General features: G+C 49.8%; 26 protein-coding genes and 1 pseudogene. 21 read left to right on the top strand and 6 right to left on the bottom strand.

All coding sequences use genetic code 11. The features are described from left to right. Nucleotides 1-82: 82 nt before the first annotated feature. Nucleotides 83-742, bottom strand: a complete 660-nt coding sequence (locus ACI1P2_RS03940; protein WP_355317046.1) for a TetR/AcrR family transcriptional regulator — start codon at nucleotides 740-742, stop codon at nucleotides 83-85. A gap of 167 nt (nucleotides 743-909) precedes the next feature. Here ACI1P2_RS03940 and ACI1P2_RS03935 point away from each other — a divergent pair, with 167 nt between their 5' ends. Beyond that, nucleotides 910-1725 carry an oxidoreductase gene (locus ACI1P2_RS03935; protein WP_355317044.1) on the top strand — a complete coding sequence of 272 codons (816 nt, stop codon included), beginning with the start codon at nucleotides 910-912 and terminating at the stop codon, nucleotides 1723-1725. A gap of 208 nt (nucleotides 1726-1933) precedes the next feature. Here ACI1P2_RS03935 and ACI1P2_RS03930 read toward each other — a convergent pair whose 3' ends face one another. Continuing rightward, nucleotides 1934-2188 carry a hypothetical protein gene (locus ACI1P2_RS03930; RefSeq protein ID WP_355317042.1) on the bottom strand — a complete coding sequence of 85 codons (255 nt, stop codon included), beginning with the start codon at nucleotides 2186-2188 and terminating at the stop codon, nucleotides 1934-1936. Between the two features lie 7 nt (nucleotides 2189-2195). Here ACI1P2_RS03930 and ACI1P2_RS03925 point away from each other — a divergent pair, with 7 nt between their 5' ends. From ACI1P2_RS03925 to ACI1P2_RS03865, 13 genes are all read left to right on the top strand, one after another. Next, complete coding sequence (locus ACI1P2_RS03925; RefSeq protein WP_408976127.1) at nucleotides 2196-2582, top strand: sensor histidine kinase; 387 nt, start codon at nucleotides 2196-2198, stop codon at nucleotides 2580-2582. A 110-nt stretch (nucleotides 2583-2692) separates the two neighbouring features. Further along, nucleotides 2693-3064, top strand: a complete 372-nt coding sequence (locus ACI1P2_RS03920) for a MerR family transcriptional regulator (RefSeq protein WP_355317040.1) — start codon at nucleotides 2693-2695, stop codon at nucleotides 3062-3064. A 218-nt stretch (nucleotides 3065-3282) separates the two neighbouring features. Next, nucleotides 3283-4218 (top strand): carbohydrate ABC transporter permease, encoded by a 936-nt coding sequence (locus ACI1P2_RS03915; protein WP_355317038.1) that lies wholly within the window; start codon nucleotides 3283-3285, stop codon nucleotides 4216-4218. 17 nt (nucleotides 4219-4235) lie between these two features. Then, nucleotides 4236-5078, top strand: coding sequence for a carbohydrate ABC transporter permease (locus ACI1P2_RS03910; RefSeq protein ID WP_355317036.1), 843 nt, complete (start codon nucleotides 4236-4238; stop codon nucleotides 5076-5078). 124 nt (nucleotides 5079-5202) lie between these two features. Further along, a complete protein-coding gene (locus ACI1P2_RS03905; RefSeq protein WP_355317034.1) occupies nucleotides 5203-6561 on the top strand; it encodes an ABC transporter substrate-binding protein in 1359 nt (452 codons plus the stop codon). Between the two features lie 324 nt (nucleotides 6562-6885). Then, nucleotides 6886-8712, top strand: a complete 1827-nt coding sequence (locus ACI1P2_RS03900) for a cache domain-containing sensor histidine kinase (protein ID WP_355317032.1) — start codon at nucleotides 6886-6888, stop codon at nucleotides 8710-8712. After that, a complete protein-coding gene (locus ACI1P2_RS03895; RefSeq protein WP_355317030.1) occupies nucleotides 8705-10309 on the top strand; it encodes a response regulator transcription factor in 1605 nt (534 codons plus the stop codon). The genes ACI1P2_RS03900 and ACI1P2_RS03895 overlap by 8 nt, the downstream gene beginning before the upstream one ends. 33 nt (nucleotides 10310-10342) lie before the next feature. Continuing rightward, on the top strand, nucleotides 10343-12184 hold the full coding sequence (locus ACI1P2_RS03890) for a heparinase II/III family protein (protein WP_355317029.1): 1842 nt from the start codon (nucleotides 10343-10345) through the stop codon (nucleotides 12182-12184). Nucleotides 12185-12195: 11 nt separating this feature from the next. Beyond that, complete coding sequence (locus ACI1P2_RS03885; protein ID WP_355317027.1) at nucleotides 12196-13332, top strand: YyaL domain-containing protein; 1137 nt, start codon at nucleotides 12196-12198, stop codon at nucleotides 13330-13332. Nucleotides 13333-13383: 51 nt separating this feature from the next. Further along, on the top strand, nucleotides 13384-15219 hold the full coding sequence (locus tag ACI1P2_RS03880) for a DUF2264 domain-containing protein (protein ID WP_355317025.1): 1836 nt from the start codon (nucleotides 13384-13386) through the stop codon (nucleotides 15217-15219). Between the two features lie 139 nt (nucleotides 15220-15358). Continuing rightward, a complete protein-coding gene (locus tag ACI1P2_RS03875) occupies nucleotides 15359-15514 on the top strand; it encodes a hypothetical protein (RefSeq protein ID WP_355317023.1) in 156 nt (51 codons plus the stop codon). A gap of 150 nt (nucleotides 15515-15664) precedes the next feature. Continuing rightward, nucleotides 15665-16171, top strand: a complete 507-nt coding sequence (locus ACI1P2_RS03870) for a hypothetical protein (protein WP_355317022.1) — start codon at nucleotides 15665-15667, stop codon at nucleotides 16169-16171. A gap of 348 nt (nucleotides 16172-16519) precedes the next feature. After that, complete coding sequence (locus ACI1P2_RS03865) at nucleotides 16520-16741, top strand: hypothetical protein (protein ID WP_355317020.1); 222 nt, start codon at nucleotides 16520-16522, stop codon at nucleotides 16739-16741. Between the two features lie 610 nt (nucleotides 16742-17351). On the opposite strand, the gene ACI1P2_RS03860 is transcribed toward ACI1P2_RS03865, so the two are convergent. Further along, the gene (locus ACI1P2_RS03860) at nucleotides 17352-18290 is read right to left on the bottom strand and encodes a ketopantoate reductase family protein (protein WP_355317018.1); all 939 of its coding nucleotides are present in this window, start codon (nucleotides 18288-18290) and stop codon (nucleotides 17352-17354) included. A 208-nt stretch (nucleotides 18291-18498) separates the two neighbouring features. On the opposite strand from ACI1P2_RS03860, the gene ACI1P2_RS03855 reads away from it, so the two are divergent. Next, nucleotides 18499-19071: a TetR/AcrR family transcriptional regulator gene (locus ACI1P2_RS03855; RefSeq protein ID WP_355317016.1), complete on the top strand. Its 573-nt coding sequence runs from the start codon at nucleotides 18499-18501 to the stop codon at nucleotides 19069-19071. A gap of 129 nt (nucleotides 19072-19200) precedes the next feature. On the opposite strand, the gene ACI1P2_RS03850 is transcribed toward ACI1P2_RS03855, so the two are convergent. Then, nucleotides 19201-19827 carry an FMN-dependent NADH-azoreductase gene (locus ACI1P2_RS03850; protein ID WP_355317015.1) on the bottom strand — a complete coding sequence of 209 codons (627 nt, stop codon included), beginning with the start codon at nucleotides 19825-19827 and terminating at the stop codon, nucleotides 19201-19203. A 264-nt stretch (nucleotides 19828-20091) separates the two neighbouring features. On the opposite strand from ACI1P2_RS03850, the gene murI reads away from it, so the two are divergent. After that, entirely contained in the window at nucleotides 20092-20868 is a 777-nt protein-coding gene (gene murI / locus ACI1P2_RS03845; RefSeq protein ID WP_355317013.1) for a glutamate racemase, read from the top strand. Between the two features lie 29 nt (nucleotides 20869-20897). Here the strand turns inward: murI and ACI1P2_RS03840 are convergent, their stop codons facing one another. Together ACI1P2_RS03840 and ACI1P2_RS03835 are read right to left on the bottom strand one after the other, a co-directional pair. Continuing rightward, a complete protein-coding gene (locus ACI1P2_RS03840; protein WP_355317011.1) occupies nucleotides 20898-21716 on the bottom strand; it encodes an alpha/beta fold hydrolase in 819 nt (272 codons plus the stop codon). A gap of 156 nt (nucleotides 21717-21872) precedes the next feature. Next, a complete protein-coding gene (locus tag ACI1P2_RS03835; RefSeq protein ID WP_355317451.1) occupies nucleotides 21873-22388 on the bottom strand; it encodes a VUT family protein in 516 nt (171 codons plus the stop codon). 158 nt (nucleotides 22389-22546) lie between these two features. Between ACI1P2_RS03835 and ACI1P2_RS03830 the strand changes: the two genes are divergently transcribed. The 5 genes and pseudogenes from ACI1P2_RS03830 to ACI1P2_RS03810 all read left to right on the top strand — a co-directional run bounded on the left by ACI1P2_RS03830 (nucleotide 22547) and on the right by ACI1P2_RS03810 (nucleotide 25779). Continuing rightward, nucleotides 22547-22960 carry a VOC family protein gene (locus ACI1P2_RS03830; protein WP_355317010.1) on the top strand — a complete coding sequence of 138 codons (414 nt, stop codon included), beginning with the start codon at nucleotides 22547-22549 and terminating at the stop codon, nucleotides 22958-22960. 179 nt (nucleotides 22961-23139) lie between these two features. Continuing rightward, nucleotides 23140-23244: pseudogene (locus ACI1P2_RS03825) on the top strand (GNAT family N-acetyltransferase); the annotation flags it as partial. A gap of 64 nt (nucleotides 23245-23308) precedes the next feature. Beyond that, the gene (locus ACI1P2_RS03820; protein WP_355317006.1) at nucleotides 23309-23794 is read left to right on the top strand and encodes a GNAT family N-acetyltransferase; all 486 of its coding nucleotides are present in this window, start codon (nucleotides 23309-23311) and stop codon (nucleotides 23792-23794) included. 156 nt (nucleotides 23795-23950) lie between these two features. Beyond that, nucleotides 23951-24421, top strand: a complete 471-nt coding sequence (locus ACI1P2_RS03815; protein WP_355317004.1) for a ribosomal maturation YjgA family protein — start codon at nucleotides 23951-23953, stop codon at nucleotides 24419-24421. A 389-nt stretch (nucleotides 24422-24810) separates the two neighbouring features. Beyond that, the gene (locus tag ACI1P2_RS03810) at nucleotides 24811-25779 is read left to right on the top strand and encodes a S8 family peptidase (protein WP_355317002.1); all 969 of its coding nucleotides are present in this window, start codon (nucleotides 24811-24813) and stop codon (nucleotides 25777-25779) included. Nucleotides 25780-25818 lie beyond the last annotated feature (39 nt).

Genomic DNA, 25818 nt, shown 5'->3' with positions numbered 1-25818 from the left:
AGAAAGGGGGCTGCCCAATGAATGGGCAGCCCCTGTTTTAATTGCTTGTTGCTGCTCTTGAACAGGTCTGTTAACTCAAGTACTAACTTTGATTAGCCAAATTACTATTTAAATAATTTACGGTATAGGAAATGAACTCAGCAAAATCGTTAACAAAATTAAGAGATTCATAATTCATTCCAGCTAGCTCCATGGCCTGTTTTTGGATCGGTGTCGGTGATGTATACGGGAACAATCCGATCACATAATGTGATTGCAGCTGAAGGAATTTATCGATGGTTTTATCATCCCATGCAGGGAAAACAATGTTAAGTAGGCTGTTTAACTCGGACATGGCAATAAAAAATTGCTTTTTAAAATCTACAAGCCTTTCAAGAGAAACATTTCTCTCAATCGTTGTAAAGAGCATGGAAACAAGCTTCAAAAACCGTTGATGCCGATATAAAACTTGTGCCCATTTATGTGAAAAATCCTTGATCTCATGAGTCATGTCAAAGGTGAAGGTTTTTTTTAAATCGCTAATCCAATTATTGATTTCATCCAGTGTAACAAGAAGATAAATTTCTTCTTTGGAAGAAATATATTTATATAAGTTGCCTCGTGTAAAGCTGGTTTCATTGGCAATCTTGGTTAAGTCGATTTCGTGAAATTGCTCGGTATCAAAAAGCTTAATAGCTGCATTTTTTATTTGCTCCACTCTGATTTTTCGTTGCTCCTCATTTCTGACTCGATCAAATTCCATCTTCCAAGTCTCCTTTCGAAAAAAATTATAACATATACGTCTTGCGTAACCATAAGGATCAATCTATAATAAGTTTTAAGTAACGCGACGTCACGTCATTTTGGTCACAATCATTAATTATTCCGGCTCTGTCAATTACAAAGAAGCCAGAGGGGATGAGCGTAAAAATGAACAAGCAAAAGGTTGTTTTGGTCACAGGGGCATCGGCAGGTATAGGTAAAGCTGCAGTGGAACTGCTTTTACAAGAAGGGTTTATTGTATATGGAGCCGCCAGGCGAGTGGAAAACATGAGGGATATTGAATCTAAAGGCGCATATATTATGGCCATGGATGTGACGGATGAAACGTCTATGGTAAATGGCGTGAATCGGATCATAAAGGAACAGGGCAGAATCGATGTTCTATTCAATAATGCGGGATATGGCTCCTACGGTGCGGTCGAAGATATGCCGATGGAGGAAGCAAGACGCCAATTTGAAGTGAACCTTTTTGGATTAAGCCGTCTGACACAATTGGTTCTTCCTTATATGAGAAAGCAAAAATCGGGGAAGATTATCAATAATTCATCTGCAGGCGGCAAAATATATACTCTGCTCGGTGCTTGGTATCATGCTGCAAAACATGCGCTGGAAGGATTCTCCGATTGTCTGCGCCTGGAAGTCAAGCCATTTGGTATTGACGTCATTATTATTGAGCCAGGGCCTACTGAAAGTGAATGGTTAGAGGTTGCATTTGAACATGTGCAGCAAACATCAGGGAATACAGCATACAGTAAAATGGCCGATGCTTTTATAAAAACGTTTAAAAATTCGGGTTCTGCTTATTCTCCTGATCAGATAGCGCTATTGGTTTCAAAGGCTATCCGATCTAAAAAACCGAGGACAAGATATGTGGCGGGCAATGCCAGACCAGCTTTATTCATGCGAAAAATCCTGTCAGATAAAATGTTTGATCGTGCTCTCTATCGCATGTTTAGGATTTGATAATTTGCAAAAAGGCACGATCTTAAATTGACGAAACGTCACGTCAAATATTAAATTCCGATGTAGCTTCTTTAATGTTCTTTACGGAACTCCTGATCAAAGATATGACCATCTACCCATCTGCATTCAACGAAAACGAACCAGGCGGCTGACAGGGATTATCAGCCGCCTTTTTTAGCATAGATATAGCCTTTTGTCTGCTTCATGCTCACTTCACGATAATCGGTTTTCCCTTCTGTCGCCGGCGGGCGCAATAAATTCTGCGTACTACCAGTGCAGCCACCATCAATCCTGTCACAATATAGATCACTTGGACCAAAGTGGCGTTGCTGTCCGTTCCCGGCATCACCCCATGAACGAGGGCGAGGAGATAGGCTGGAAGAGCAAGGTAGTGGATGGCGCGCCACACTTTTTTGCCAAGCTGCTTCATGAGATCAGAGCTGCGGCCGTTGTGTGAGTCCAAGGGAATTTTGTTGCAGCTTGACGCCCCTTCGCCGATTCCGGTGAGCGGGGATGAGGAGTGTCTGACGCAGCTGCTTGTCATTTTGCTCGATAATGCCATCAAATACACACCTGACGGAGGACGCGTCGGCTTGCAGCTGTCTCAGCCCCATATGAAAAACAAAAAGCTGGTCATCCAAGTGCAGGACACGGGCATCGGAATCGCAGCAGAGGAGCAGAAGCATATTTTTGACCGTTTCTACCGGGTAGACAAATCGCGGTCACGGGAATTGGGGGGACATGGCCTCGGCTTGTCCATCGCCAAATGGATTGCCGAAGCGCACCAGGGCACGATAAAAGTTGCGAGTGCTCCAGGGCAAGGAAGTATCTTCACCGTTGAAATTCCCCTGCCATAACCTATGAAATACGTGTCGACGAGGCGTACTCATCCATGAAGAGATTGCCCAAACGATCAGACCATTTTATGATGGAGAGGACTCTATAAAAAGGGGGCTGCCCTAATAAAATGAAAATCAGTGAATTGTCCCAAAGAACCGGCGCCAGCGTAAGGTCGATCCGGCATTATGAAAAGAAAAACATCATTCAGGCAAGACGTCTGGAAAATGGCTATAGAGAATTTGATGAGTCCGTCATTGAACGTATCGGAAATATTCAGCTCTACCTTGGTTTGGGGCTGACCACCGAGCAAATTGAAGAGATTCTTAGCGGCGAGAACAGCGCTCCGTCAGATTATGAATTCTGTGAAGAAATGCTGGGGAAATACCAGGAGAAGCTGAATAAAATTAACGATCAGATCAGTTCCCTGGAAGTGGTTAAACAACGCCTTGAGGAGCAAATCCACAATATGACAAACAAGCGGTTGGTTAAGAACGGATAATTCTTTTTAACTGAAATCCGGAAAAACAGACCGGGAGCAAAAAAATGGCGGTGCAAGGATACTTCCCTTGTACCGCTATTTTTTCATTTATTGGATGTTTCGAGGAAAAAGTCAAAATGAGCGTGAAGATGATCAAAATACCGTCAAAGCAAAGGCGATTATTTTTTTAAGATAGAGGAAAGTAAATTCAAAACAAGACATTAAGCGAGGTGTTAAAAATGGCGCAACCTTCCCGCGCTCTGGCCGGCAAAGCCCTGGTCAGGAATAAAAGGGGTTCCCTGCAGCGAGGTGAGACATTGGCGGGTCTGCTGTTCGTCGGCCCCATGCTGCTTGGCGTCACCATTCTGGTACTGCTGCCGATCATCGCCACCATTGTGCTCAGCTTTGCCGATTGGAATTTTGTCGCAGGCTGGAATGGCATCAAGTGGGTCGGCCTCGGCAATTTCGAAACACTGCTCAAGGATGATGCTTTTATCAAATCGGTGCGCAACAATATTGTTTTTCTGCTTACGGTGCCTGTCTATATGCTGATTTCGATGGTGCTGGCCGTCGTGATCAACAAAAATGTGTATTGGAAAGGGTACTTCAAGGTTGCTTACTTCATGCCGTATATTTCCAGTATTGTGGCTGTGGCTGTTGTCTGGCAGGTGTTGTTTCAGCCATCGTACGGCCCGATTAACGAGTTCCTGAAAGCAATCGGCATCGCCAATCCGCCGAAGTGGATTGCGGACCCCAACTTTGCCCTCATTTCCATCATGATGATCTCCGTCTGGACGTCGATCGGCTTCAATATGATCATCTACATCGCCGGTCTGCAGTCCATTCCGGAAGATTTGTACGAGGCTGCTGAAATTGACGGAGCGGGCGCATGGGTGAAGTTTACCCGCATTACATTTCCGCTGCTGTCCCCAACATCGTTCTTTTTGCTCGTCACCGGCATGATTTCGACGTTCAAGGTGTTTGATGTCATAGCGGTGATGACGCAAGGGGGACCCATCGGCTCCACCAGCATGATGGTCTGGTATTTGTACGAGCAAGCCTTCGTGAACCTGAAGGTCGGTTATGCTTCGTCGGTGTCCGTGGTGCTGCTGCTCTTTGTGCTGCTGATTACGTTCGGACAATGGGCAGCCCAGAAAAAATGGGTCAATTACTAGCGAAAGGAGAGGAACGAATGAACACAGCCCCAGCCAAATGGGATTGGCGCAAAACCATCATTACCGCAATCATGTTCGTGATCAGCCTGCTGTTTCTGCTTCCTTTTTTCTGGATGCTGATCACCTCCTTCAAGGTGGAGAAGGATGTATTCGTCTATCCCATTCAATGGATCCCGCGGGAATGGAATGCAATTGAGAATTACAAGGAGGTGTGGTTCGGGGAGTATCCGTTTTATCTGTACTATTGGAATTCCATCAAGGTCAGCGTGTTGACGACCTGCATTTCCTGTCTGGTATCGAGCCTGGCGGCGTACGGCTTCTCGAAGGTGAATTTCAAGGCCGGCAAATGGCTGTTCATGATCGTCCTCGCGACGTATATGGTGCCCGGGCAGGCAACGCTCATTCCGCAGTTTATTTTGTACCGTAATATCGGACTGTTCGACAGCCATCTGGGTTTGATTTTGCTTGGCAGCTTCAGCGTGCTCGGCACCTTCATGCTGCGCCAGTTTTTTATGGGGGTGCACCAGGAATTTATTGAATCCGCCAAAATTGACGGGGCCCACCATGGGAGAATCTTCTGGTCGATCGGGCTGCCGCTCGTGAAGCCAGCCGTTGCGACCTATGCGATACTGCGCTTTATCTGGACCTGGAATGACTATCAGAATCCACTAATCTTTCTGCGCTCCGACCATTTGTTCACGATTCAGCTTGCCATGCAGAAATTCACCTCTTTGAGCGGAGAGTTCTACTCCCTGATCATGGCGGCGGCCGTATCGGCTATCTTTCCGCTGCTGATTGTCTTTATCATCGGACAAAGAAGCGTCATTAGCGGTATTGCGCTAGGTGGCGTTAAAGGATGATGTAAGCGTATTCAAATTAGTCAAAATAGTTCGGAAGAAGTAAAAATTGTTTCATGAGCCGCCGAATTCCCCCGGTTACAATGGGGTGGAATACAGCTATACTTCAATAAGGAGGGTCTTGCAGATGAAAAGGAAATGGATCGCCGGCTCCCTGGCCGCGGCTATGATGGTGGGGCTGCTTACGGGATGCGGAGGCAGCGGCACTGCTACGGAAAGCAGTTCGAATGAAGCAGGGGTGAATCTGCGGTTGTACACGTACGGAACGGAGGAGGCCTACAACTGGAAGGAAACCATTGCCGCTTATGAGAAGGCGACTCCAGGCGTTACCGTGGAGGTAGTCAATCTGAGCGAGAAAGGCGATACGGCGGAAGCCTCCAAGAAGCTGGATTTGGCCGCCGCTTCCGGCGAGCCGATGGATATTCTGATGTTCAGTGATGCCGCCGGATACGCACAGCGGGTAGCGCTTGGCATGGCAGAGCCGCTTGACGATTATATCACCAAGGACGGCTACAAGGTGGAGGAAGACTATAAAATAGACACTCGCCTGAACGGCAAAGTGTATGCGCTTCCGGGAAAGTTCAATCCATGGTATGTGCTACTGAACAAGGATCAGCTGGATGAGGCGGGACTGCCAGTGCCAACAGACTGGACATGGGATGAATATGCGGAATATGCCAAAAAGCTGACCAAAGGTGAAGGCGCTTCCAAAAGGTACGGCACCTACTTCCACGGCCCGCAGGGCGGCGGCTGGCTGGAATTTGTCAAGCTGATGATGATCAATCAGCCGGACGGCTCCGATTTCTTGAAACCGGACGGCTCCTCCAACCTGGACAACCCGAATTTCAAGCGTACGCTGGAGCTGCGGGTGAAGATGGAGAAGGGGGATCAGTCCTCCGTCCCTTACTCGGACATGATCTCGCAAAAGTTGAATTATCGGACTCAGTTTTTTAACCAGTCGGCGAGCATGATTACGATTGGAAGCTGGATGAACACAGAAATCGGCGGTACAGACAAGGTGCCTCTGACGTTCCATGTGGCTGTGGCTCCATTTCCGAAGAACGACAAGGCTGATCCCATCGGCTACTCGCCGGTAACGACGGATTACGTCTCGGTAGCGGCAAGCTCCAAGCATAAGCAGGAGGCGTATAACTTTGTCCGCTGGTATACGACGGAAGGGCAAATTGTGCAAAACAAGAATGTCCCGGCCTGGAACCAGGTGAAGGAGGAGGAAGTGACCAAGATCATCGAGAAAATACTGGCCGGCACGAAAAATCCCGAGCTTGTTGACAAACAATCGCTGGTGAACACGCTCCTCGCCTCGAAGGCGTCCGAGCTTGTTCCGCCCGCTTCCTATCAGGCAGAAGTCTACAAGGTGATCAACGAGGAATACGAGAAGCTGATTCTCGGCAATCAGGATATCGGTACCACCGTCAAGAACAGCCAGGAGCGCACCCAGGAGATTATTGATTCCAACAAAAAATAAGATATTGACCCTGTTCAGGGGCGTCACAAACGCCCCTTTTTTTCTATATATAAGTGAGTGTTCAAAAAGTCAGGTTTTCAGCACCGAAGCTTATGCTTCCGAAGTGCGTTTTTTCAAAACGCTTGAGTTGAATGAAGCCAGGGACTGAGGAGCGGAGCGTACATGGGGTACGTGAGCACCTGAAATGTTTCCGCAGGAAACATGCTTCGGAAGCACCCGCTTAGGCCCGGCTGAATTCAAGATTCGATGTCGAACCCGCTTCCTGATTTCCTTCGTGATCAAAAGATGACTTTTTGAACTACCTCTATAAGGGGGCATCATGAAATGCTTGGCAGATTACGGAAACAACTCTTGTCGCAATCGATCCGCAATAAGCTGCTTTTGACCGCCATTGCTTGCGTGCTGCTGCCGACGGCCATTACGCTGCTGACGTACAACGCCTTGACGCAGGAGGCGGTTCAGCGGCAGGCGGTGTCCAATGCACAGGATTCTCTCCAGCTTGTGAACGGCTCCGTCACAGGCTTGTTCAAGAGCATGCTGAACATCGCTAATTATATACAGGTCAATGCGGATATGAACTCCTACTTTAAGATCGTCAATGCCGGTGGCGAGCTTTCCGCGAAGCCTTATGAGGCTTTTATCCGGGAAAATAACATTCTCGAACAGCTGGAAAGCCTAACGGTCATCGGTGACAAGAGTTATGTGACCGTACTGCTGACCAACGGAAAAAGCTACACCAACTATTCGACCAGCGATTACAATCCCGCTAATCTGAAGCATGAGCCCTGGTTCGGGGAGCTCGACAAACTGTGGGGTTTCCAGTCCTATTGGGTGGCGACGAGACCCACCGTGTTCAGCATGGAGAAGCTTGACAACCCTTATCAGATTTCCGTAGCCCGCACGCTGCGGCTTGAAAACGGGGAAATCTACGGCTACATCATCGTTACTGTTATGGAAAATCAGGTCAACGCCATCTTTGACCGGCTGATCGCGGGCCAGGAGGTCATGCTGGTTGACGGCTCCGGCCGCATCCTTTCCCATAAAGACCGGAAGCGGATCGGGCAGGAGCTGGACTTAGGCCTAAAGGAGGCCGGAGCGCCTGCAGGCTCAACGGTTGTACAGACGGGGGAAGAGCGGTATTTGGTAGCTGGGCAGTCTATCTCCTTTAACGACTGGCGGCTGCTCTCTGTGCAGCCTTACAAGCAGGCGGCGGCCAACATCAGCTCGCTATTTAAGCGTGTATTTCTGTTTCAGCTTGTCTCTTTTTTCTTTTTTCTGCTGTTGCTTATTGCGCTGCTGCGGGCGTTTACGAAGCCGCTCGTCAAGCTTGGCAGGGTGACGGCCGCGGTCCAGCAGGGCAATCTGGACGTCCGCTCGGGCATTCGGGGACAGGATGAGATCGGGCGGCTTGGCCTCCTGTTTGACCAGATGCTCGACCGGGTGAAGCAGATGCTGGTAGAGGTATCTGAGACACAGGCGCGCAAGCGCAGGGCGGAGCTGCGGATGCTGCAGGCGCAGATCAATCCGCATTTTCTGTTCAACGTCCTTAACTCGATTCGGATGAAGGCGATGCGGGGCGGGGACCGGGATAGCGCGAAGATGATCGGCTCACTCTCCAGACTGCTGCGGATGACGATTACGAGCGAAAAGGATGACATTCATTTGCATGAGGAAATGGACCTGATCACCTGTTATGTGGAGCTTATGAATCTGCGGCAAAAAGAAGAGGTGCAGCTGCGGCTCGATATCGCTTCCGAAGCGTTCATGCTTCAGGTGCCCCGCTTTTTCCTGCAGCCGATTGTGGAGAATGCCATTATCCACGGACTGGGTCAACGGAAAGGGACGATCGTTATCCGTGCCGAAATGTGCGACGATGGAGCCATTGAATTATCCGTGGCGGATGACGGAGACGGAATGAACAAAGAAGAGCTGGAACAGCTTCGAAGAAGCATTCAAATCGAGCCTGACGGAACGATGCGCGGGCGGGAAGGACAGCATAAAGGTTTTTCCGGCATCGGGCTGCCCAATGTCGTGGAGCGGATGCGAATGGTATTCGGAGACGGTTTCCGCATGGACGTGCGAAGCGAGCCGGGAATAGGAACAGAGATCAGAATGCGAATTCCGAAGAAGGGGGAGGCGCCTGATGTATAACGTTATGCTGGCAGATGACGATTATCCGGTAATTGAACTGCTGAGCGAGACGATTGAGTGGGAACGGCTCGGCTATCGGCTGATGGGGACACATGAGAACGGGCTGAGCGCATGGGAGCAGGCCGAGCGGCAGATGCCTGATGTGCTCATTACGGATATCGGGATGCCAAAACTGGACGGACTGGAGCTGGCGGCACGCATAAGCGAGCGCAGGGCGGGAGTGAGGATCGTCATCCTTTCCTGTCACAGCGAGTTTCAGTTAGCACGGCAGGCAATGCGGCTGAACGTGCAGGAGTATTTCCTGAAGGATGCGCTTGATCCCGAGGATTTGTCGCGGCTGCTGGTGCGGTTGAAGGAGGGGCTGGATGAAGAACGGCGGATGAACTGGGAGCAGGAACGGCTGCACAGGCTGCTGAACGAGACAAAAGAGCTGCGCCGGGAGAAGGCAATCAAAAATTTCATTCATCAGCCCTTGCTGTCGCCGGAAGCGTGGAGGCGGGAGGCCGAGAGCTACGGCTTGCTTTTAAGTGGCGAGCAATGCCTGCCTGTGATTGGCTTTGTCGACAACTACCGGCTGGTAAAGCATCGTTTTGCGTCCGATCAAACGCTGCTGTTTGCGGTAGGCAATGTGATGGATGAAGTGCTGCAGGCAGGGGAGCTGCGCGGGCTGCACATCGGCTACGATGTCAAGCGTTCCCTGCTGCTGTTTGCCTATAAACCTACGTTGAAGGTGAACGTCATGGATCAGCTCAAGGAGTCGCTGCGCCAAATTCAGAACACGCTGCTGCAGGTGCTGAAAATCCGCATGTCTTTTCTCATCGGTTCCTCCGCGGGCACGCCGGAGCTGATGAAGGTAAGCCTGGCTGAGCTTCTGGGCAGCGAAGAGCAGCGGTTTTATTTGGGAGAAGGCGATTGTGCCAAACGTTCCTCTGCCGCCCTCCAGTCAAATCAGGATTTGTTTGAGCACTACGATGCAGTGAACCAGCAGCTGCGGGCGGTGCTGTTGGGGAAGAGCGTGCAGGAAGCCAGACATGCCTCACAGCAATGGATTGAATTCATCCGCGTTCGGAAATATCCGTCCGAAATGGTGAAGGATTGGACGCTCAAGCTGCTGCTGGATCTGAAGCTGAAGCTTCATACGCTTCAGCCCGTCCGTTCCAGCCATACGGCCGATACGCTGCACCGGGAGATTGCCGAACTGGATTCGCTCGACCAACTCGGCGACTGGCTGGCGGACCATCTGTGCGCATTCGTCTCGGCCAGAACGGGAAGCGCTTCAGCCAGCAAGCGGACGGAGATTGCGGAGGCGTGCAAGTACGTGGCGCTGCATATCGGCCGCCGGATCTGCTTGGATGAGGTGGCTGAACATCTTCATCTGAATGCCAGCTATTTCAGCAGGCTGTTCAAAAAGGAGATGGGCATGACCTTTATCGAATACGTGACGCGTTTGAAGGTGGAGCGGGCCAAAGAGCTGCTCGACCATACAGGGCATACGGTCGGGGAAATTTGCGAGCTGCTCGGTTATGACAATCAAAGCTATTTTATCAAGACATTCAAGGCCCATTCCGGAGCGACTCCCGCCGAGTACCGGGGATGAGAGGCGGGTATTAAGGGAAAGGAAGTGACAATCATGCTCGGCACTGAAGAAGTTCGTGTGATTATGGAACAGTTGGCTCCGGTAAGCCCAGATTTTTATTATGGGGGATGCAGCCGGGAGGAGTTTTGGCAAAGGGTCGGCGTTGCGGAGGAATACGAAGGGATTGCTGCTGAAATCCGCCGGGAAGGGAAGAGACTTGCGGATTTGCCGATACCGGAGCTAACATTTGGCCTATTCACCATATTCGAAAAACAGGGCTCGCGGCTGGAATATGAAAGCGTATACTTCGAGCGTCGGCGCCGCTTGAATACATATGCGCTTCTATCCCTGCTGGAGCCGGACAACGAGATCTTTGCCCGCGAACTGCATGATACGGTTTGGTCCATATGCAATGAATACACCTGGTGTCTTCCTGCACATGTCCAGAGCACGAAGGTGCGCGGAGCCATCGACCTGTTTGCGGCGGAAACCGGCTTTACGCTGAGTGAGCTGCTGCTGCTTTTGGGAGACAGGCTGCCCGTATTGCTGCGCGTGCGGATCAGGGAGGAGGTGGAGGCACGCCTCATCGAGCCTTATTTGAAAGGCGGTCCATTCGAATGGGAGACAGCCACCCATAATTGGGCGGCCGTCTGCGCCGGATCAGTCGGCGCCGCGGCGCTGCTGCTGCTCGAGCCCTCCGAGAGGCTGACCACTATCATTGCTAAAGCGCTCGGCTCGATGTCCTGCTATTTGGACGGCTTCGGGGATGACGGCGCCTGTCTGGAGGGCGTTGGCTATTGGAATTACGGCTTTGGTTATTTTGTTTATTTTGCGGATATCCTTAAGCACCGTACCGAAGGCCGCATGAACCTGTTTGAGCATCCGAAGGTCAGTCAAATCGCTTTGTTTCAGCAAAAATGCTATTTGTATGCCGATTCCACGGTGAATTTCTCGGACTCGCTTGGTCGCGTCCCGGTGCAGATCGGGCTGACGCATTATTTAGCGCGTCTTTACCCGGAAATGGAGCTGCCGCCTGCTTCGATACGGGCTTCCTATACGGATGATCACTGCAGCAGGTGGGCGCCTGCCTTCCGCAATATCGTCTGGTTCGACCCGGAGAAGCGGGACAGCTTCTGGCGGGATGCGGATTATCGTTTGCCGGATGCAGAGTGGATCATTTCACGTTATTCCACGGAGCACGGGAACTTCGGCTTCGCCGCCAAGGGCGGATCAAATGACGAGCCGCATAATCATAATGACATTGGCGGCTTTATCCTTCATGTCGACGGAATTCCGCTTGCGGCCGAATTGGGGCCAGGAGAATACACGTCGGCTTACTTCGGAGAGAAACGCTACAGCTACGACTGCAACGGATCCCAGGGACACTCCGTTCCGATTGTGGACGGCTGTTATCAACAAAGCGGCCCAGGCAGCAAGGCGAGGGTACTGGAAGCAGCTGTTTGTGACAGCGAAGTCCGCTTTCGTCTGGACATCACGGCGGCTTATTCCGCTCCACGGTTATCCTCGCTGGTGCGCGAGCTTGTATGGCACAAGTCCGGCCCTCCATCCCTGAAGCTGACGGACGAATTTACTTTTGCGTCTGTGCCGGGAAGCGTCGTCGAACGGATAGTGACCATGTGCCCGCCAGAGATCCGGGAAGAGGAGGAAACAGGGGGGAGAGAGCTTTCCGGAAGTCTGCTGCTGCGGGGAAGCGATAGCCGTCATGCGGCAAGAGTCATATACGATCCAGAGCAGGTAAAAGCAATCGTAACGGAACGGGTATACCGGAATCATTTTGGCAAAGAAACGCCTTGGTATACGGTGGATTTTGAACTTCGGCGTTTGGATCTGTTTATCCGGGTGGAAATGAACATTGAATTGATAACTTTGGAATAGGAGTGATTACATTGTTGGAAAGAAAGACGCCGGAGTGGCTGGACGAAGCCTGGGCGAACACCGTCCGCAAAACGGTGCAAATCAGCGGGCGGATCGGCGCAGGTTTTCCGCATGCAAGTGTGGGCGGCACCTATGTGCTGGAGGCGCCGCACTGGTGGACGGCAGGCTTCTGGCCAGGGCTGCTCTGGCTGGTGTATGAGGAAAGCGGTGACGCGAATTTACGTGGATTGGCGGAGCAGTGCGAGGCGCAGCTTGATCCGGTGCTGCATGACTATACCCGTCTGGATCATGATCTCGGGTTTATGTGGACGCTGACGAGCATCGCTTCCTATAAGCTGACCCAATCCGCCGAATCGCGGCGGCGGGCGCTGCAAGCGGCCAATTATTTGGCAGCCCGCTTTAATCTGCAAGGACGGTATATCCGAGCCTGGAATCCGTGGAGGGAAGGGGAAGACAACGCGGGCATAGCCATCATCGACTGCTGCATGAATCTGCCGCTGCTCTATTGGGCTTCAAGCACGAGCGGCGATCCGCGTTACAGGCACATCGCCGAGGCTCATATGGAGACGGTGCTGGAGCATTTTATCCGTCCTGACGGGTCGGTCTATCATATTGTGCAGTTCGACGCCTTCACCGGAGAATGTACGGGCAAACTCGGCGGTCAGGGATATGCGCCGGAATCCGCCTGGTCGCGGGGCACGGCCTGGGCGCTGTATGGCTTGACGCTGGCCTATCATCATGCCGGAGAGCGCAAATACATCGATGCAGCGAAACGTGTGGCGCATTACTTCCTCGCACAGCTGCCGGAGGATTCCGTGCCGTATTGGGATTTCCGCATACCGCTGGAGGTAACGAAGTACCGGGATTCCTCTGCCGGGGCATGTGCGGCGAACGGCCTGCTGCTGCTGGCGGATAAGGTCGGCGAGCTTGAGGCCGGTGCGTACCGTGAGGCTGGTGTGAGCATCCTGAAATCCCTTTACCGCAATTATGGGGCCTGGGATGATCCCGGGGAGGAAGGGCTGATCAGGCATGGCACGAGCCATTATCCGGAAGGTAAAAACATAGACGTTCCGCTTATTTATGGCGATTATTTCTTTGTGGAAGGCCTTGCCCGCCTGCGTGGAGGGCGGACGATATTCTGGGAATAGCCGTTGGAAGGAACCGGCTATTCATTCTACCAACGTAAGGAGGAGATCGGCATGATCCAATCAGCCGATATCGCGGATAATCCGCTTGATACGAGGCAAGATCTGCAGCGGGCGCTCGAACAGCTTGCCGCTCCGCTCAAGCGATTTTACAGCAAGGGCGCAGCAAGGCTGCGCCTCGGGGCGGCCGGTGCTGCATATGATCCGGCCATAGCCGAGATGGAAGGCTTCTCCCGTGTCTTGTGGGGCATGGTGCCGCTGCTTGCCGGGGGCGGGGAATCGGAGCTGTGGGATATCTGTCTGTGCGGGCTGGAGAGCGGAACAAATCCCGATCATGAGGAATATTGGGGCGAGGTCCGCGATTATGACCAACGGCTCGTCGAGATGGCGGCATTGGGCTTCGCACTGCTGCTTATACCGGAACGGGTATGGGAGCCGCTGTCCGAAACCGCACGCAGCAATTTGTACAATTGGTTGAACCAGATCAACGGGCATCCCTTGTACGATTGCAACTGGCTCTTTTTTCAGGTGCTCGTCAATCTCGGCTTCCGCAAGGTCGGGCTGCCTTATGCACGGGAGCAAGTGGAGGCCAATCTGCGCAGAATTGACGATTTTTATCTGGCAGAGGGGTGGTACGCCGACGGAATTGGCGGGCATAGCGATTATTACGGCCCGTTTGCCCTGCATTTTTACGGCTTAATCTATGCGCAGGTTATGGAAAAGGAAGATCCGGAGCGGTCACGCCTGTATAAGGATAGAGCGGCTGAGTTTGCGGGACAGTTCATCTGCTGGTTCGCGGACGATGGGGCAGCGCTTCCTTATGGAAGAAGTCTTGCCTACCGTTTCGCGCAGTCGGCTTTTTGGGGCGCGATGGCCTATGCCGGTGTCGATACGTTCCCGCCAGGTGTACTGAAAGGGCTGATCATGCGCAATTTGCGCTGGTGGTTCAGTAAGCCCATTTTTGATGCAAGCAGTCTGCTAACCGTCGGTTACGCCTATCCTAACCTGATTATGGCCGAAAATTATAATTCGCCGGGCTCCCCGTACTGGGCGCTTAAAGCGTTTCTTCCCTTGGCTCTTCCCGAGGAGCATCCGTTCTGGACGGAGGAGGAACAGCCGCTCCCGCCTTTGCCGGTTGTATCCGTGCAGCAGCCTGCCCATCTGGTGGTCTGCCGCGATCCGGATGCGGGCCATGTCGCCGCTTTTAATGCAGGACATCCCGGCTCGAATGAACATACGCATACGTCGGCGAAGTATGAGAAATTCGTCTATTCCACGGGATTTGCCTTCAGTGTTCCCCGGGCGGAATGGGGCTTGTCCCAAGGGGCGTTTGATTCCATGCTGGCGCTGAGCGAAGGGGATAACCTGTATCGGGTAAGAAGGAAAAACGAAGCAGCGGAAATCCGCGGCAATGTGCTGCTTGCCAAATGGAGGCCTTGGCACGATGTTGAAGTGCAAACGTGGGTCGTCGCCGGGCTTCCATGGCATATCCGAATTCACCGCATAACATCCGCCCGTTCGCTTGACGCGGCGGAGGGCGGTTTTGCGCTGGGCATCGGGGCTGGAACGGAGGCGTCTGCGCAGGGGCTGTCAGCCACGGCTGTCAGCGAACACGGCTGCGCGGCTGTGATTGGAAAGCTCGGTTTTGATCATGCTGAAATCGTCTATCCTCACGCAAACACCAATCTGCTTCACCCCCGGACGGTCATTCCGACATTAAGAGCATCGCTCACACCGGGAACCCACTTGCTGGCCTCGGCCATTTACGGCCGACCGGGGGCAGGTGGCCTGCCTGTGGACTTGGATGACGTCTGCAGCGTGACGATTGAAAACAATGCGATTTGCGTCGAGACAAGCGAAGGAGAGATCGTTGTGCTGCCATTTATGTGAAATTTGCCGTATTCTCATAGGAGGCGGGGCCGCTGTCGAAAAAAATTCGATAGCGGTCTTTTATCCGCGCATTTCTTTTGTATTCCAGGGTATACATAGGGTAATCTATCTTACAGGAACTCAAAAGGAGGAAGGCATCGTGAAGGTCATCATTACACAAAAGGAAGCCATGGAACGGCAGATCTGGGATGAAATTATGCTGATGTTTGGTGTCTCGAAGGATGACGAGCTGTGGGAAAATGAAGAATTTATTCTGACTGAAGAGCAGGCGCACAAGCTGAATTTGCTTAAATAATAAAATTTAGTACCAAGTCTTAAAAAAATGTAACTGTTTTATAGACAATCTGATACTTTTTTGGACAGCACATCGTTTAAGATATGAGCAGAAGGGTAATGAATCGTATAAAGGACTGTCGACAGCCCAGTTTGCAAGGGGAGATCTGATATGATAAAAACAGCTGCCAAACTTTTTCTGCTCACATTTATTTTGGTAACCGGAACTGCAGGCGGAGCCATCGCCAAGGGATATGAACCTGTGTCCTCTCCAGAAATCCAGGAAACTGTATTTATCAACCGCATGGATGTGGGCGATTCGGTGTATGTGGAAATCGATCCCATTCAGTGGTATGAAGGAGAAGCGGCCAACAAGATCTTCCGCGAACGGGAAGGTGATCCGGAAATGACCGAGGCTCCGGACGGTTATTATATCGTAAACGATGAAACAGATACCGAAGAAGTGCAAGTTGCCGATAATGCCGAAGTTGCTCTTCAACTGTATGATAAAACCGGACGGATGGAAGACACCGAGATTAACTGGAACGAGCAAGTTTCACTGGGGACGCTGGAAAAAGCATTCAGCCGCTCGGATGTCCTTGATATGACGGTCTTTCCTTATCATATTACGATAAAGGACGGCAAGATCGTGAAAATCGTGCAGCAGTATATTCCTTAAATAGAAGGCTGGAGTACAACTTGTTGCCCTAAACTTTCCTATTTCTGCGTTGGGTCGCTTCGGGTAATAAAAACTGCTCATGCGGGTATTGTAGCATGAGCAGTTTTTTAATTTATGATAGGGCCTTTTTGTCATGTAAGAATTTCAGATGGGCTTTGTACTCCATTCGTGTTTGAGCGTCCTGACATGTTGGGCAATTAATTGTGTATAGTTTGTATTGTTTTTGCTAAGATGAATGTGAAGAAACCAATTCTGTTCAGTAGAAAGGATTACCCAAGAATCTTGTGCTTTAGCCATAAGAGGTTTAAGCTGACACGTTGGATACATTTTATACGAGGAGGTTAGGTAATGACTAAGAATCTGTTAAACGCGGAGGAATATAAATCTTTATTCTCTCTCTTAAAGAAGGCTGGAATTCACCAGAAGGTTATCATTGATCCTATAAGTGAAACCATTGAGTTTCAGGATAAACCAAGCGGTTTAAAGGCAGCACTCGCTTCCTATGGTTCTCTCAGTTCTGAACAGGTTAAGAAGCTTCGTGAAAGTGTAGAGGAGGGGAGGGCCGATTGAAACTGAACTTCTGGCTGGTATAGGATTAGAAGAAGAGCTTGATATTCCATTCCTGCAAGAAACTCCTTTAACTGTTGATTTTGAGATTGCGACCAAAGCCGGAAGAGTAAGACGTCAACAAAAAGAGTTAATCGGTCGTAGGTTGAAGACTCCCGATGCTTTAATTTAAGCAACTGCTATAGTACATAACTTAGTACTTGTTACAGCAGATCAGGATTTACAATTTGGTGAAGAGTATGGGATACGGGTTATAAATTTTCGACAAAGAAGTAATACAAACGATATGGAGCTATTTTAGCAGGAGAAACAAACACGCAGGTAAGACAAGTTGAGTGAAATTCAGTGGAAAAGATCCGTCAATTTCAGAAATTTGGACTTCTTTCATAAACCACTTGTGCCAATAGACCGTTACGGTCGCTTCGGGTAATAAAAACTGCTCATGCGGGTATTGTAGCATGAGCAGTTTTTGAATTCATGATCAAAGTCTTCTAAAGCTTTTGTCGATTTCGATCAAATGAGTTGACAAACTGTTTCAACGCGTCTCTAGCTGAAGAGTGGCTGGCTTGTGGCCGCCTGATTGAAGCCGGTTTATCAAAGCTTCCCCTGGGGCTTAGTTGTCGACTGGTGAATAACTTGCTAGATTATCCCAATTTGGCGTAGGAATGCCCGCTTTTTGCTTTAAATCACTGAAGGCCTGCTGCAGTGCAGACACCTCATTCTGGGATACTGCCTTGTCACTCAGGAGATTTTTGACGACAGGGACTGTTAACATCAGCTTGAGCCCCATGTAGAGCAGCAGCCGTTTTTTCCGTGGCAAATCTTTTTGAAATTCAGGAGTAACGGTATACCCGAGCTTTTCCAATACCTGATGGCCTTCATCGATAGCATCAATAACCTGGTAGAGCAGTCTGCTGTCTCTTGCGGCCTTGTGCAGGTCGCCGTCATAAGCAGCAGCAATGGAGTTGAGCGGCAGGATCAGCATGAAATGACTTTTCAGCCATCCATCCATATCGTTATCATAGGTCAGTTTAAATTTAGCACCTGTAAAAGCCTGGTCGATCACGGCACGCCAATCCAGTTCTTCACCTAACCCCCCGATGGTCATTTGCCCCTTTGGACCATGAAAGCTGACCACACGGCCTGTTTCCTTCCATCCGGCGCTTGCCAGAAAGGCAAAAGCAATCTTTTTCTGAACAGGGCTATTCGCCTGCAAATAATCCCGCATCTCATGCGGGCTCGCGTTATTGCCCACGATCACGACATGGCGGCTGTGATTGGCTGCAAGAGCAGGCAGTACTGCCTGGAAATCCGGATATTTCATTACGACAAAAATAAGATCGTACTCATCCTCCGGCTGCAGTTCGCTGATCACATTGACTTTATCCACCGTAGTGCGGAGCTGCAAATAATGACGAAGTACATTGCCGTCATCCCGCAGCTCATCCAGCCTCCGTCCTCTGGCCAGCATCGTAACGATGTTGTCTCCACGGACAAGTGCATGTGCCAAATAGCTTCCCAGAACTCCTGCACCGTAAATTAATATTTTCATAAAAGGAACCCTCCCTATCTTCCACAAAGCGGATATATAATATTTTTTTTAAATATGTGTCGTTATATTTAAAAACTATCGCAACACGAGTATATCCGCAATGCTGCCTGATCGTCAATAAGTTTTTAAATTTAGTGTGTGAAATTTAAAAATATTTCGATTTATGGTATAGTGAACTTAGCTAATGGATACGGGATGTGAAAACGATATGAACAAATTTGAGATTAGAACACAGAAGAAGAAGAATGCGATCGTGCAGGCGGCCCTGAAGCTTTTTAAAGAAAAGGGCTTTGTGCATGTCAGTGTCAAAGACATTGAGGCTGAATCGGGGGTATCGTCGGTCTCGCTTTATAACTATTTCGGCAGTAAAGAAGGAGTCGTCAAAGAATGTGCGAATGTGCTGATGGCAAATACCGTGCGTATGGCTAAGGAGCTCCTTCATCAAGACATTGATTTTAAAGACAAGCTGATAAGGGCTTTTGAAATATGCGCCGAGCAAGATTATCAACTGCTTAGTTCCCCGGGTGCGGTGGAGGATCAGACGTTATCAAGCCTGTACAGCGAAAATACAAATCAGATCAGGGTCGAAATCTTACAGGAGTTTATTGAGCTGGGGAGAAGGGAAGGGGCAATTGCTTCTTCTGTTTCACTTGAAACCATATTGGAATTGCTGGATGCGATCGGCACGCTTCAATCCAACTGGGCGAAAAGCGGAAATTATAAAGAGAAAATGGCGGAGCTTAGTCAGCTTCTCTTGTTTGGACTCATTGGACGTCCATAGCTCAACAGCTCAACGACAAAAAAGCCGACAGACCGGATGAAAACCATCTGGTCTGCCGGCTTTTGGGCCTTTATATTAAAAACAGGCCGGCCGTGAACCGGCCAGGCCTGGAAAGCTGTATGGATCGGATTAGAAGCTAGCAGCAGCTTCAGCAGCATTTTTAACTGCTTCTTCAACAATTTCCTGAGCTTTGTCAGGTGTAGCGTTATGTCCTTCGAGCACGATTTTGGTAATATCCTTCACGCCGAAGAAAGTCATGATATTGCTCACGAAGTTAACGGACATTTCCCAGGAAGCCATTGGGCCTTCGGAGTAGAATCCGCCTCTTGCATTCAGCAGAGCAACCTTGGTGTCAGTTACGAGACCAACAGGACCTTCAGCAGTGTACTTGAACGTTTTGCCAGCCAGGTTCAGGTAATCGATGTAAGTATGCAGTACCGCAGGTACAGTCAGGTTCCAGAGCGGGAAAGCAAATACAACTTTGTCGGCAGCCAGGAATTGATCCAGGTATTCGTTGGCGATGTTAGCCAGACGAGCTTCTTCAGCAGTAGTTTCAATCCCGCTGGCAAGCTTGAAACGGCCGTTGATCATGGTAGCGTTCAGGTAAGGCAGTTCCGCATTGTGAAGATCCAGCACGGTGATTTCGTCATCCGGATGGGATGCTTTGTAGCTTTCATAAAATGCGTTATAAAGTTTAACCGTTGCAGATTCTTCCGCTGTGCGGTCATTAGCTTTCACGAATAATACTTTGGACATGTGAATTAGCCTCCATATAATAAAAGTATACTTGAATAATAAATGATAAACTTTATAGCTGTCAACAATAATTCATAATATAATTTTTTAAAAGTCGCTTTCTTTTTTAAACTAAGTAAAATGGTTGTAAAAAAGCAAACTTATATTGATCGAAGCCGACAGGGACGGAATATGTTAAAATGAAGTTTGCCTCATGGTGCTGCCGTGCCATATTGAAAAAACGGCGACTGACTCAGGGGAAATATATGATGCAAGGTGACGAATATGACAATCGCATTTTTTGACTCGGGCATTGGCGGGATCACTGTGCTGTCCGAAGCGGTTAAACAACTGCCGCAGGAAAACTTTTTGTATTTTGCAGATACCCTTCATGTGCCTTACGGTACGAAATCGAAGGATCAGGTTATGGAATATGTGCTTGATGCGGCTGCCCGCATTATTCGCGAAGAGGTGCAAGCGCTAGTCATCGCCTGCAATACCGCGACCAGCATTGCGGCAGCGGAGCTCAGAAAAACCTACAGCATCCCGATCATCGGGATGGAGCCGGCCGTGAAGCCTGCGGTGGAGATGAACCGGCACAGCGGGAAAAGAGTGCTGGTGTTCGCAACTCCCTTGACCCTCTCGCAGTCCAAATACAACGAGTTGGTAGCGCGGGTGGACGACCATGGAAGCGTGGAGTCACTTCCGCTGCCGGAGCTTGTGGGCTACTGTGAAAATCTGAATTTTGACCGTGCCGAAATAGCGGATTATTTTTGGAGGAAATTGGATGGTTTTGATCTGAACGCTTATGGAACGGTCGTTCTCGGCTGTACGCATTATCCTTTCTATAAAGAAATACTGCGCGAGCTGCTTCCCGGCCATATCGAAATCATTGACGGAAGCAGGGGAACAGTCAGCAGATTAAGAAATGTGCTCGGTTTAGCGGGAGCAGGCAGCGGCGAAGGACAGGGACGGATTCAATTCATGTGTTCCAGCGATGACCCTGCTTATATTGTGAAAATGGAAAAAGCTTTTGATATCTTCAACCGCCTGAAGAACTGACCGGATAGGGGCAGAACAATTCACCCAACTTATATCTCCTTATCCTCAAGGAAAGCGAGCAGTTCTTCGTTAAATTTATCCTGCTCGTCAAACATCAACGCATGTCCGCTGTTTTCAAAGGAAACGATACGCGATCCGCGGATGCCGAGACAGGTTTTTTCTGTGAGCTCGAGCCTGCAGATCTTGTCCTTTTTACCTTGGAAGATAACTGTCGGAACTGTAATGTGGGCAAGGTCTTGACGAAGGTCCTCGTCCCTTAGTGCGGTTGCTGCTTTGACCGTTCCGTGATGTGACGCCTGCAGACAAAGCGAGCCCAGCCACACCATCAGTGCCGGACGGGCTCTGGCTTTGATCACTTTCAATCCAACCTTGGCCAGCATGGCGGGCCTGTCTTTCATGGCAGTTTCGATCAGTTGTTTGTTCAGAACTTCCGGGTCCGTGCCGTATGGAAAATCTTGCCGCTGTGTGAACGACGGCGTCGCAGGCACGGCGAGCAGAAGCCGTGAAATGCCGTGTTGATGATGACGGGCCATATATCGCACCGCAACCGCTCCGCCCATGGAATAACCTACAAGCACAGCATTCTCCAGTTGCAGCTCATCTATAACAGCTCGCAAATCATCAGCCATACGGTCATAGCTATACCCCTCCCAAGGAGCATCCGACTTGCCGAAGCCGCGCAGATCAATGCCTATACAGCGGTACCCCCTGGCAGCCAGAAAGGTGTACTGGTATTCAAATATAAGATGATTAAGGGGCCAACCGTGCACAAAAATGACCGGTGTCCCATGCCCGATATCTTCGAGAAAAATCTTTACATCTTTTTCTGCCTGTATGTATCGTCCCATATTGTTCCCCGCCCCGACAAGTTTATTGTTCATACTAAAGTGTGCTATGAATTGCTATGAATTAAACCTGGGAGTTAGGGCAAATCCGGATTCAGCGGCATTTCGGCAAAAAAATAAAAGTGCGGCAGCTTTCACTGTCGCACTTTTATTTTGGTATTAGACACGCCGAAGGCTTTTCAATACGAGGAAGCCGAGCAGCTGCATGACCGTCTTGACGACAGCCTGTCCCAGGATAGCGTAGGACACCAGTGCCCAGGGCAGGAAATTTGCGCCAAGCGGGGATAATCCAATGATGACGAACAGACCGGAATCGATGATGCCCCCGACGGTTCCACTGACCAATACCTTTTTCTGAAAAGAGCCTTTAAGCCGGGTAAACACCTCGGTATCGAATGTCTCCGAAAAGATGAACGTAATTGCGCTCGCAAATACAATCCACAGCGTGTCCCCCAGCAGCCATGATGTCAGTGCAGAGATCAGCAGCGCCGCCGCAATGACCTTGTAGGCGTTCAGGCGCCCATAACGCTGCTGCACCAGGTCCCGGAATATGAATGTCGCTCCAATAAACACCGTTCCCATAGGCACGATGAAGTTTCCGAAGACCAGTGGAGCAAAGCTGGCGGTAACGACGTTGGCGATCACGATGGATGCTATATAAAGGAAAATTCGCAGCAAAGTAGTCCCTCCATGTTCTGAATTGTGCACAACTTATTTAGGTTATATCGGGAAGCCTGATTTGTAAAGAGTATAAAGAAGAAGCCGTTTCCAAATTACGGAATACCCATGGTATGATAGGTTAATAGAACCTTGGTACATGAGGAGGAGCAAATATGGGGAACAGTCCGGTGATGAACAAGCTGGGTGCTGTATTTATTCACGTAACGGATATGAAAAGGGCGATTGAATGGTACAGCGACTTGTTGGGTCTGCCTGTCCGTTCGTCCAGTCATGAAGGAACCATATATGATCTTGAAATGGAGAGCGGCACAGCGGTGATTCTGGACAGCAATCACAAAGGAGAACGAAGCGTGAACCAGAAGACGCAGTTCTTTTTCGAGACCCGTGACCTGCAGGCATCCTATGAATGGGTGACCGGAAAAGGAATCGAGATTGTAACAGGCATCGAAGTTCATGAGAACATATCCTTCTTTACGTTCAGGGACCCGGACGGCAATGTGCTGATGATCTGTGAGGATAAGCGCAAGCTGGAAAAGGACTATCCTGAACATTTTGCAAAAAAATAACTCGGGGGTTCGGCTATGGATCTGACTTTGCCAACAAGGCAGCTGATCGAGGAAATCGAGCAATCTGAAATCGACTATATGATAGACCGGATGCAGGCGATTGGGGAGAAGCTCGGCAATCCGGAGGGCGTGGAAATACATAGATTCGGGAATGCGGTTGCCTACTACAGCCGGACAGCAGTCTGGTCGTCTCGCAGTGCGCCTTTTTATCGCAAAGCCACCGCAATATGGAGCATACCGGGATGAAAATAGGTTATGTCAAAGCGACATGGTCACAACGATAATAAGCAAGGAAGCTAAGAAACCAAAGAAACCATTATACTCGCTGCACTAAAAAGGAGATTCAGCATGAAGGAAGAGGTTCAGCTGGTTGTATATGAGGAGAAATATCGGAAGCAGTTAATGAATTTTATGCTGCCAGTAGAACAGGCACAATTTACGGCACTGCCGGCTGATGCGCTGGAATTGGCGCTGACAGACCCGAATCGTACGCCTGTTGTTATTATGGTCGGAGTAAAATCTGTCGGTTTTTTTGTCCTGCATTCCGGTCCAGACATAACACCCTTCACGGCGGAGCCTCATGCTTTGCTGCTGCGGGCTTTTTCCGTCAATCATGAGGACCAGGGCAGAGGATATGCCCGGCAGTCTTTACTGCGGCTTCCTGCTTTTATAGAGAAGTATTATAAGGGAATTGAAAAAGTTGTACTGGCGGTGAATAAAAGAAACGTGCCGGCACAGCAGGCATATTTGAAGTCGGGCTTTACAGATACCGGGAGAGAAATTGAGGGCAAATATGGACCACAGTATATATATGTACTGCCTGTCGGACTCTGATTTGGAATTCTTGTCTTTTCAGGGATAGCTGATAACCGGGAAGCGGACAGGTTTGCAAGCAGCATCCAAAATAATAGGCAGGTGACAGGATAAGGCGGATTGAAGGACTATTTGATGCACTTGAATCGCAATAGTTGAAAAGGAAGCGTGAAATAGATGCATTTGACAGGTCGAAATACAGGTGAAGACAGTAAAGACGATTTCCAATTAAAGCAAAGACTCATTTACGCTACTGCAACCCTCCTTACGATGCTCCTTGGATTGGCTTCGCGTGCTTTTGCAGAAGAACTCCCTGATTTTATTGCCAGACATGCAGGCGACGCCTTGTGGTCTGCAATGATTTACTTTGGATTTCGGGTCCTCTTTGTACAGCAAAGGCTAGTTTTCACCATGCTGCTGAGCCTGATGTTTTGTTATGCCATTGAATTCAGCCAGCTTGTTCAGACAGATTGGCTGAATAGGCTCAGAAGCACGGTATTGGGGGCATTGGTGCTGGGGCACGGCTTTTTGGTGATCGACCTGCTGCGATATACCATAGGAATTGGTATGGCAGCTGCTTTAGACCTGACAGTCAGAGGGTGGGCAAACCGTGAAGGGAATCGTGGGCCTTCTATTCCGATTGAATAAGCTAGAGGGGCTTGTCTCATAATCACAGGGCTTACGTTTTCTTCTTGTTATGTTTTTAAGTAGGGGTATGTACGGAGCAGCGGAGAGGACGAAGCAATTCCGGAAAAGCGGCAGCGTTCGCCTTTGGCCCGGAGGGTCAACAGCGATTGAAGGAATGCTTCGTTCTCGGAGCGTCTATCAACAAACGAATAGAGGGGCCGCTGCTCTGGTCATTCCTTCTCATTTACTTAACCAGCCGCTCGGGACATATTCGGACCTAAGAAGCATATAATTGTGAGAAGCTTTTCATAGAAATATATAATTTAAGACACAAGCCCCTGTGAAAACAATTGCTAATCTGTTAAAATTTAGTAGAATCAAATCAATCTCAAAATATCAGGAGGGATAAGATGAAGCGGACAATGAACGTCATTCCTTATCGTGTTGTGGAGCAGTTGGAAGCTGTTAATGAAGTGCCAGCCGGGATTGAGTTGATTCAGGCTCCCAAGATTTGGGACAAGACCAAAGGAAAAGGCATCAAGGTAGCCATACTGGACACCGGCTGCGAAACGACTCATCCTGATTTGCAAGACCGGATTGTGGGAGGCAAAAACTTCACCCATGATGACGGCGGCGACCCGGATAACTACACCGACTATAACGGTCATGGTACCCACGTGGCCGGCACCATTGCTGCGGTGCAGAATGCGAAAGGTGTGGTCGGAGTGGCTCCGGAGGCGGAGCTTCTGATCGTCAAAGTGTTGGACAGAAACGGTTCGGGGGCATATGAGTGGATCATCAACGGGATCTATTATGCCATTGAGCAGCAAGCGGACATTATCTCCATGTCCCTTGGCGGCCCGGAAGATGTGGAAGAGCTCCATACGGCCATTAAAAAGGCGGTAGCCGCCAATATCCTTGTCGTCTGCGCTGCAGGCAATGAAGGGGACGGCAGGGATACTACCGATGAATTCGGATATCCGGGGGCATATAACGAAGTTATAAGTGTGGGGGCGGTTAACCTAGACCGGCAATCCTCCGACTTTTCGAACTCCAACAATGAGGTGGACTTGGTAGCTCCAGGGGAGAAGATCCTGTCCACTTACCTGCGCGGCAAATACGCAACGCTGAGCGGCACTTCGATGGCTACTCCGCACGTTAGCGGCGCATTGGCACTGATCAAGGTGCTATCGAATGCCGCTTTCGAACGGAATTTAACCGAACCGGAACTGTACGCCCAGCTGATCAAGCGGACGGTGCCGCTTGGCAACTCGCCGAAGCTGGAGGGTAACGGATTTCTTTATTTAACCGTTGCTGAAGAATTGTCCAAAATCTTTGAGTCCAAGGTGGTTTCTCAGTTGATCATGTTTGAGTCTTAAAACAATATATATAGCGGTTCTCCCCCAAGGTGGGAGAGC

The sequence above is a fragment of the Paenibacillus jiangxiensis genome (assembly GCF_046098255.1).
Lineage (GTDB): Bacteria > Bacillota > Bacilli > Paenibacillales > Paenibacillaceae > Paenibacillus > Paenibacillus jiagnxiensis.
Note: the sequence above shows the minus strand (reverse complement) of the source record. Positions and strands in the feature narration are given on the sequence as shown.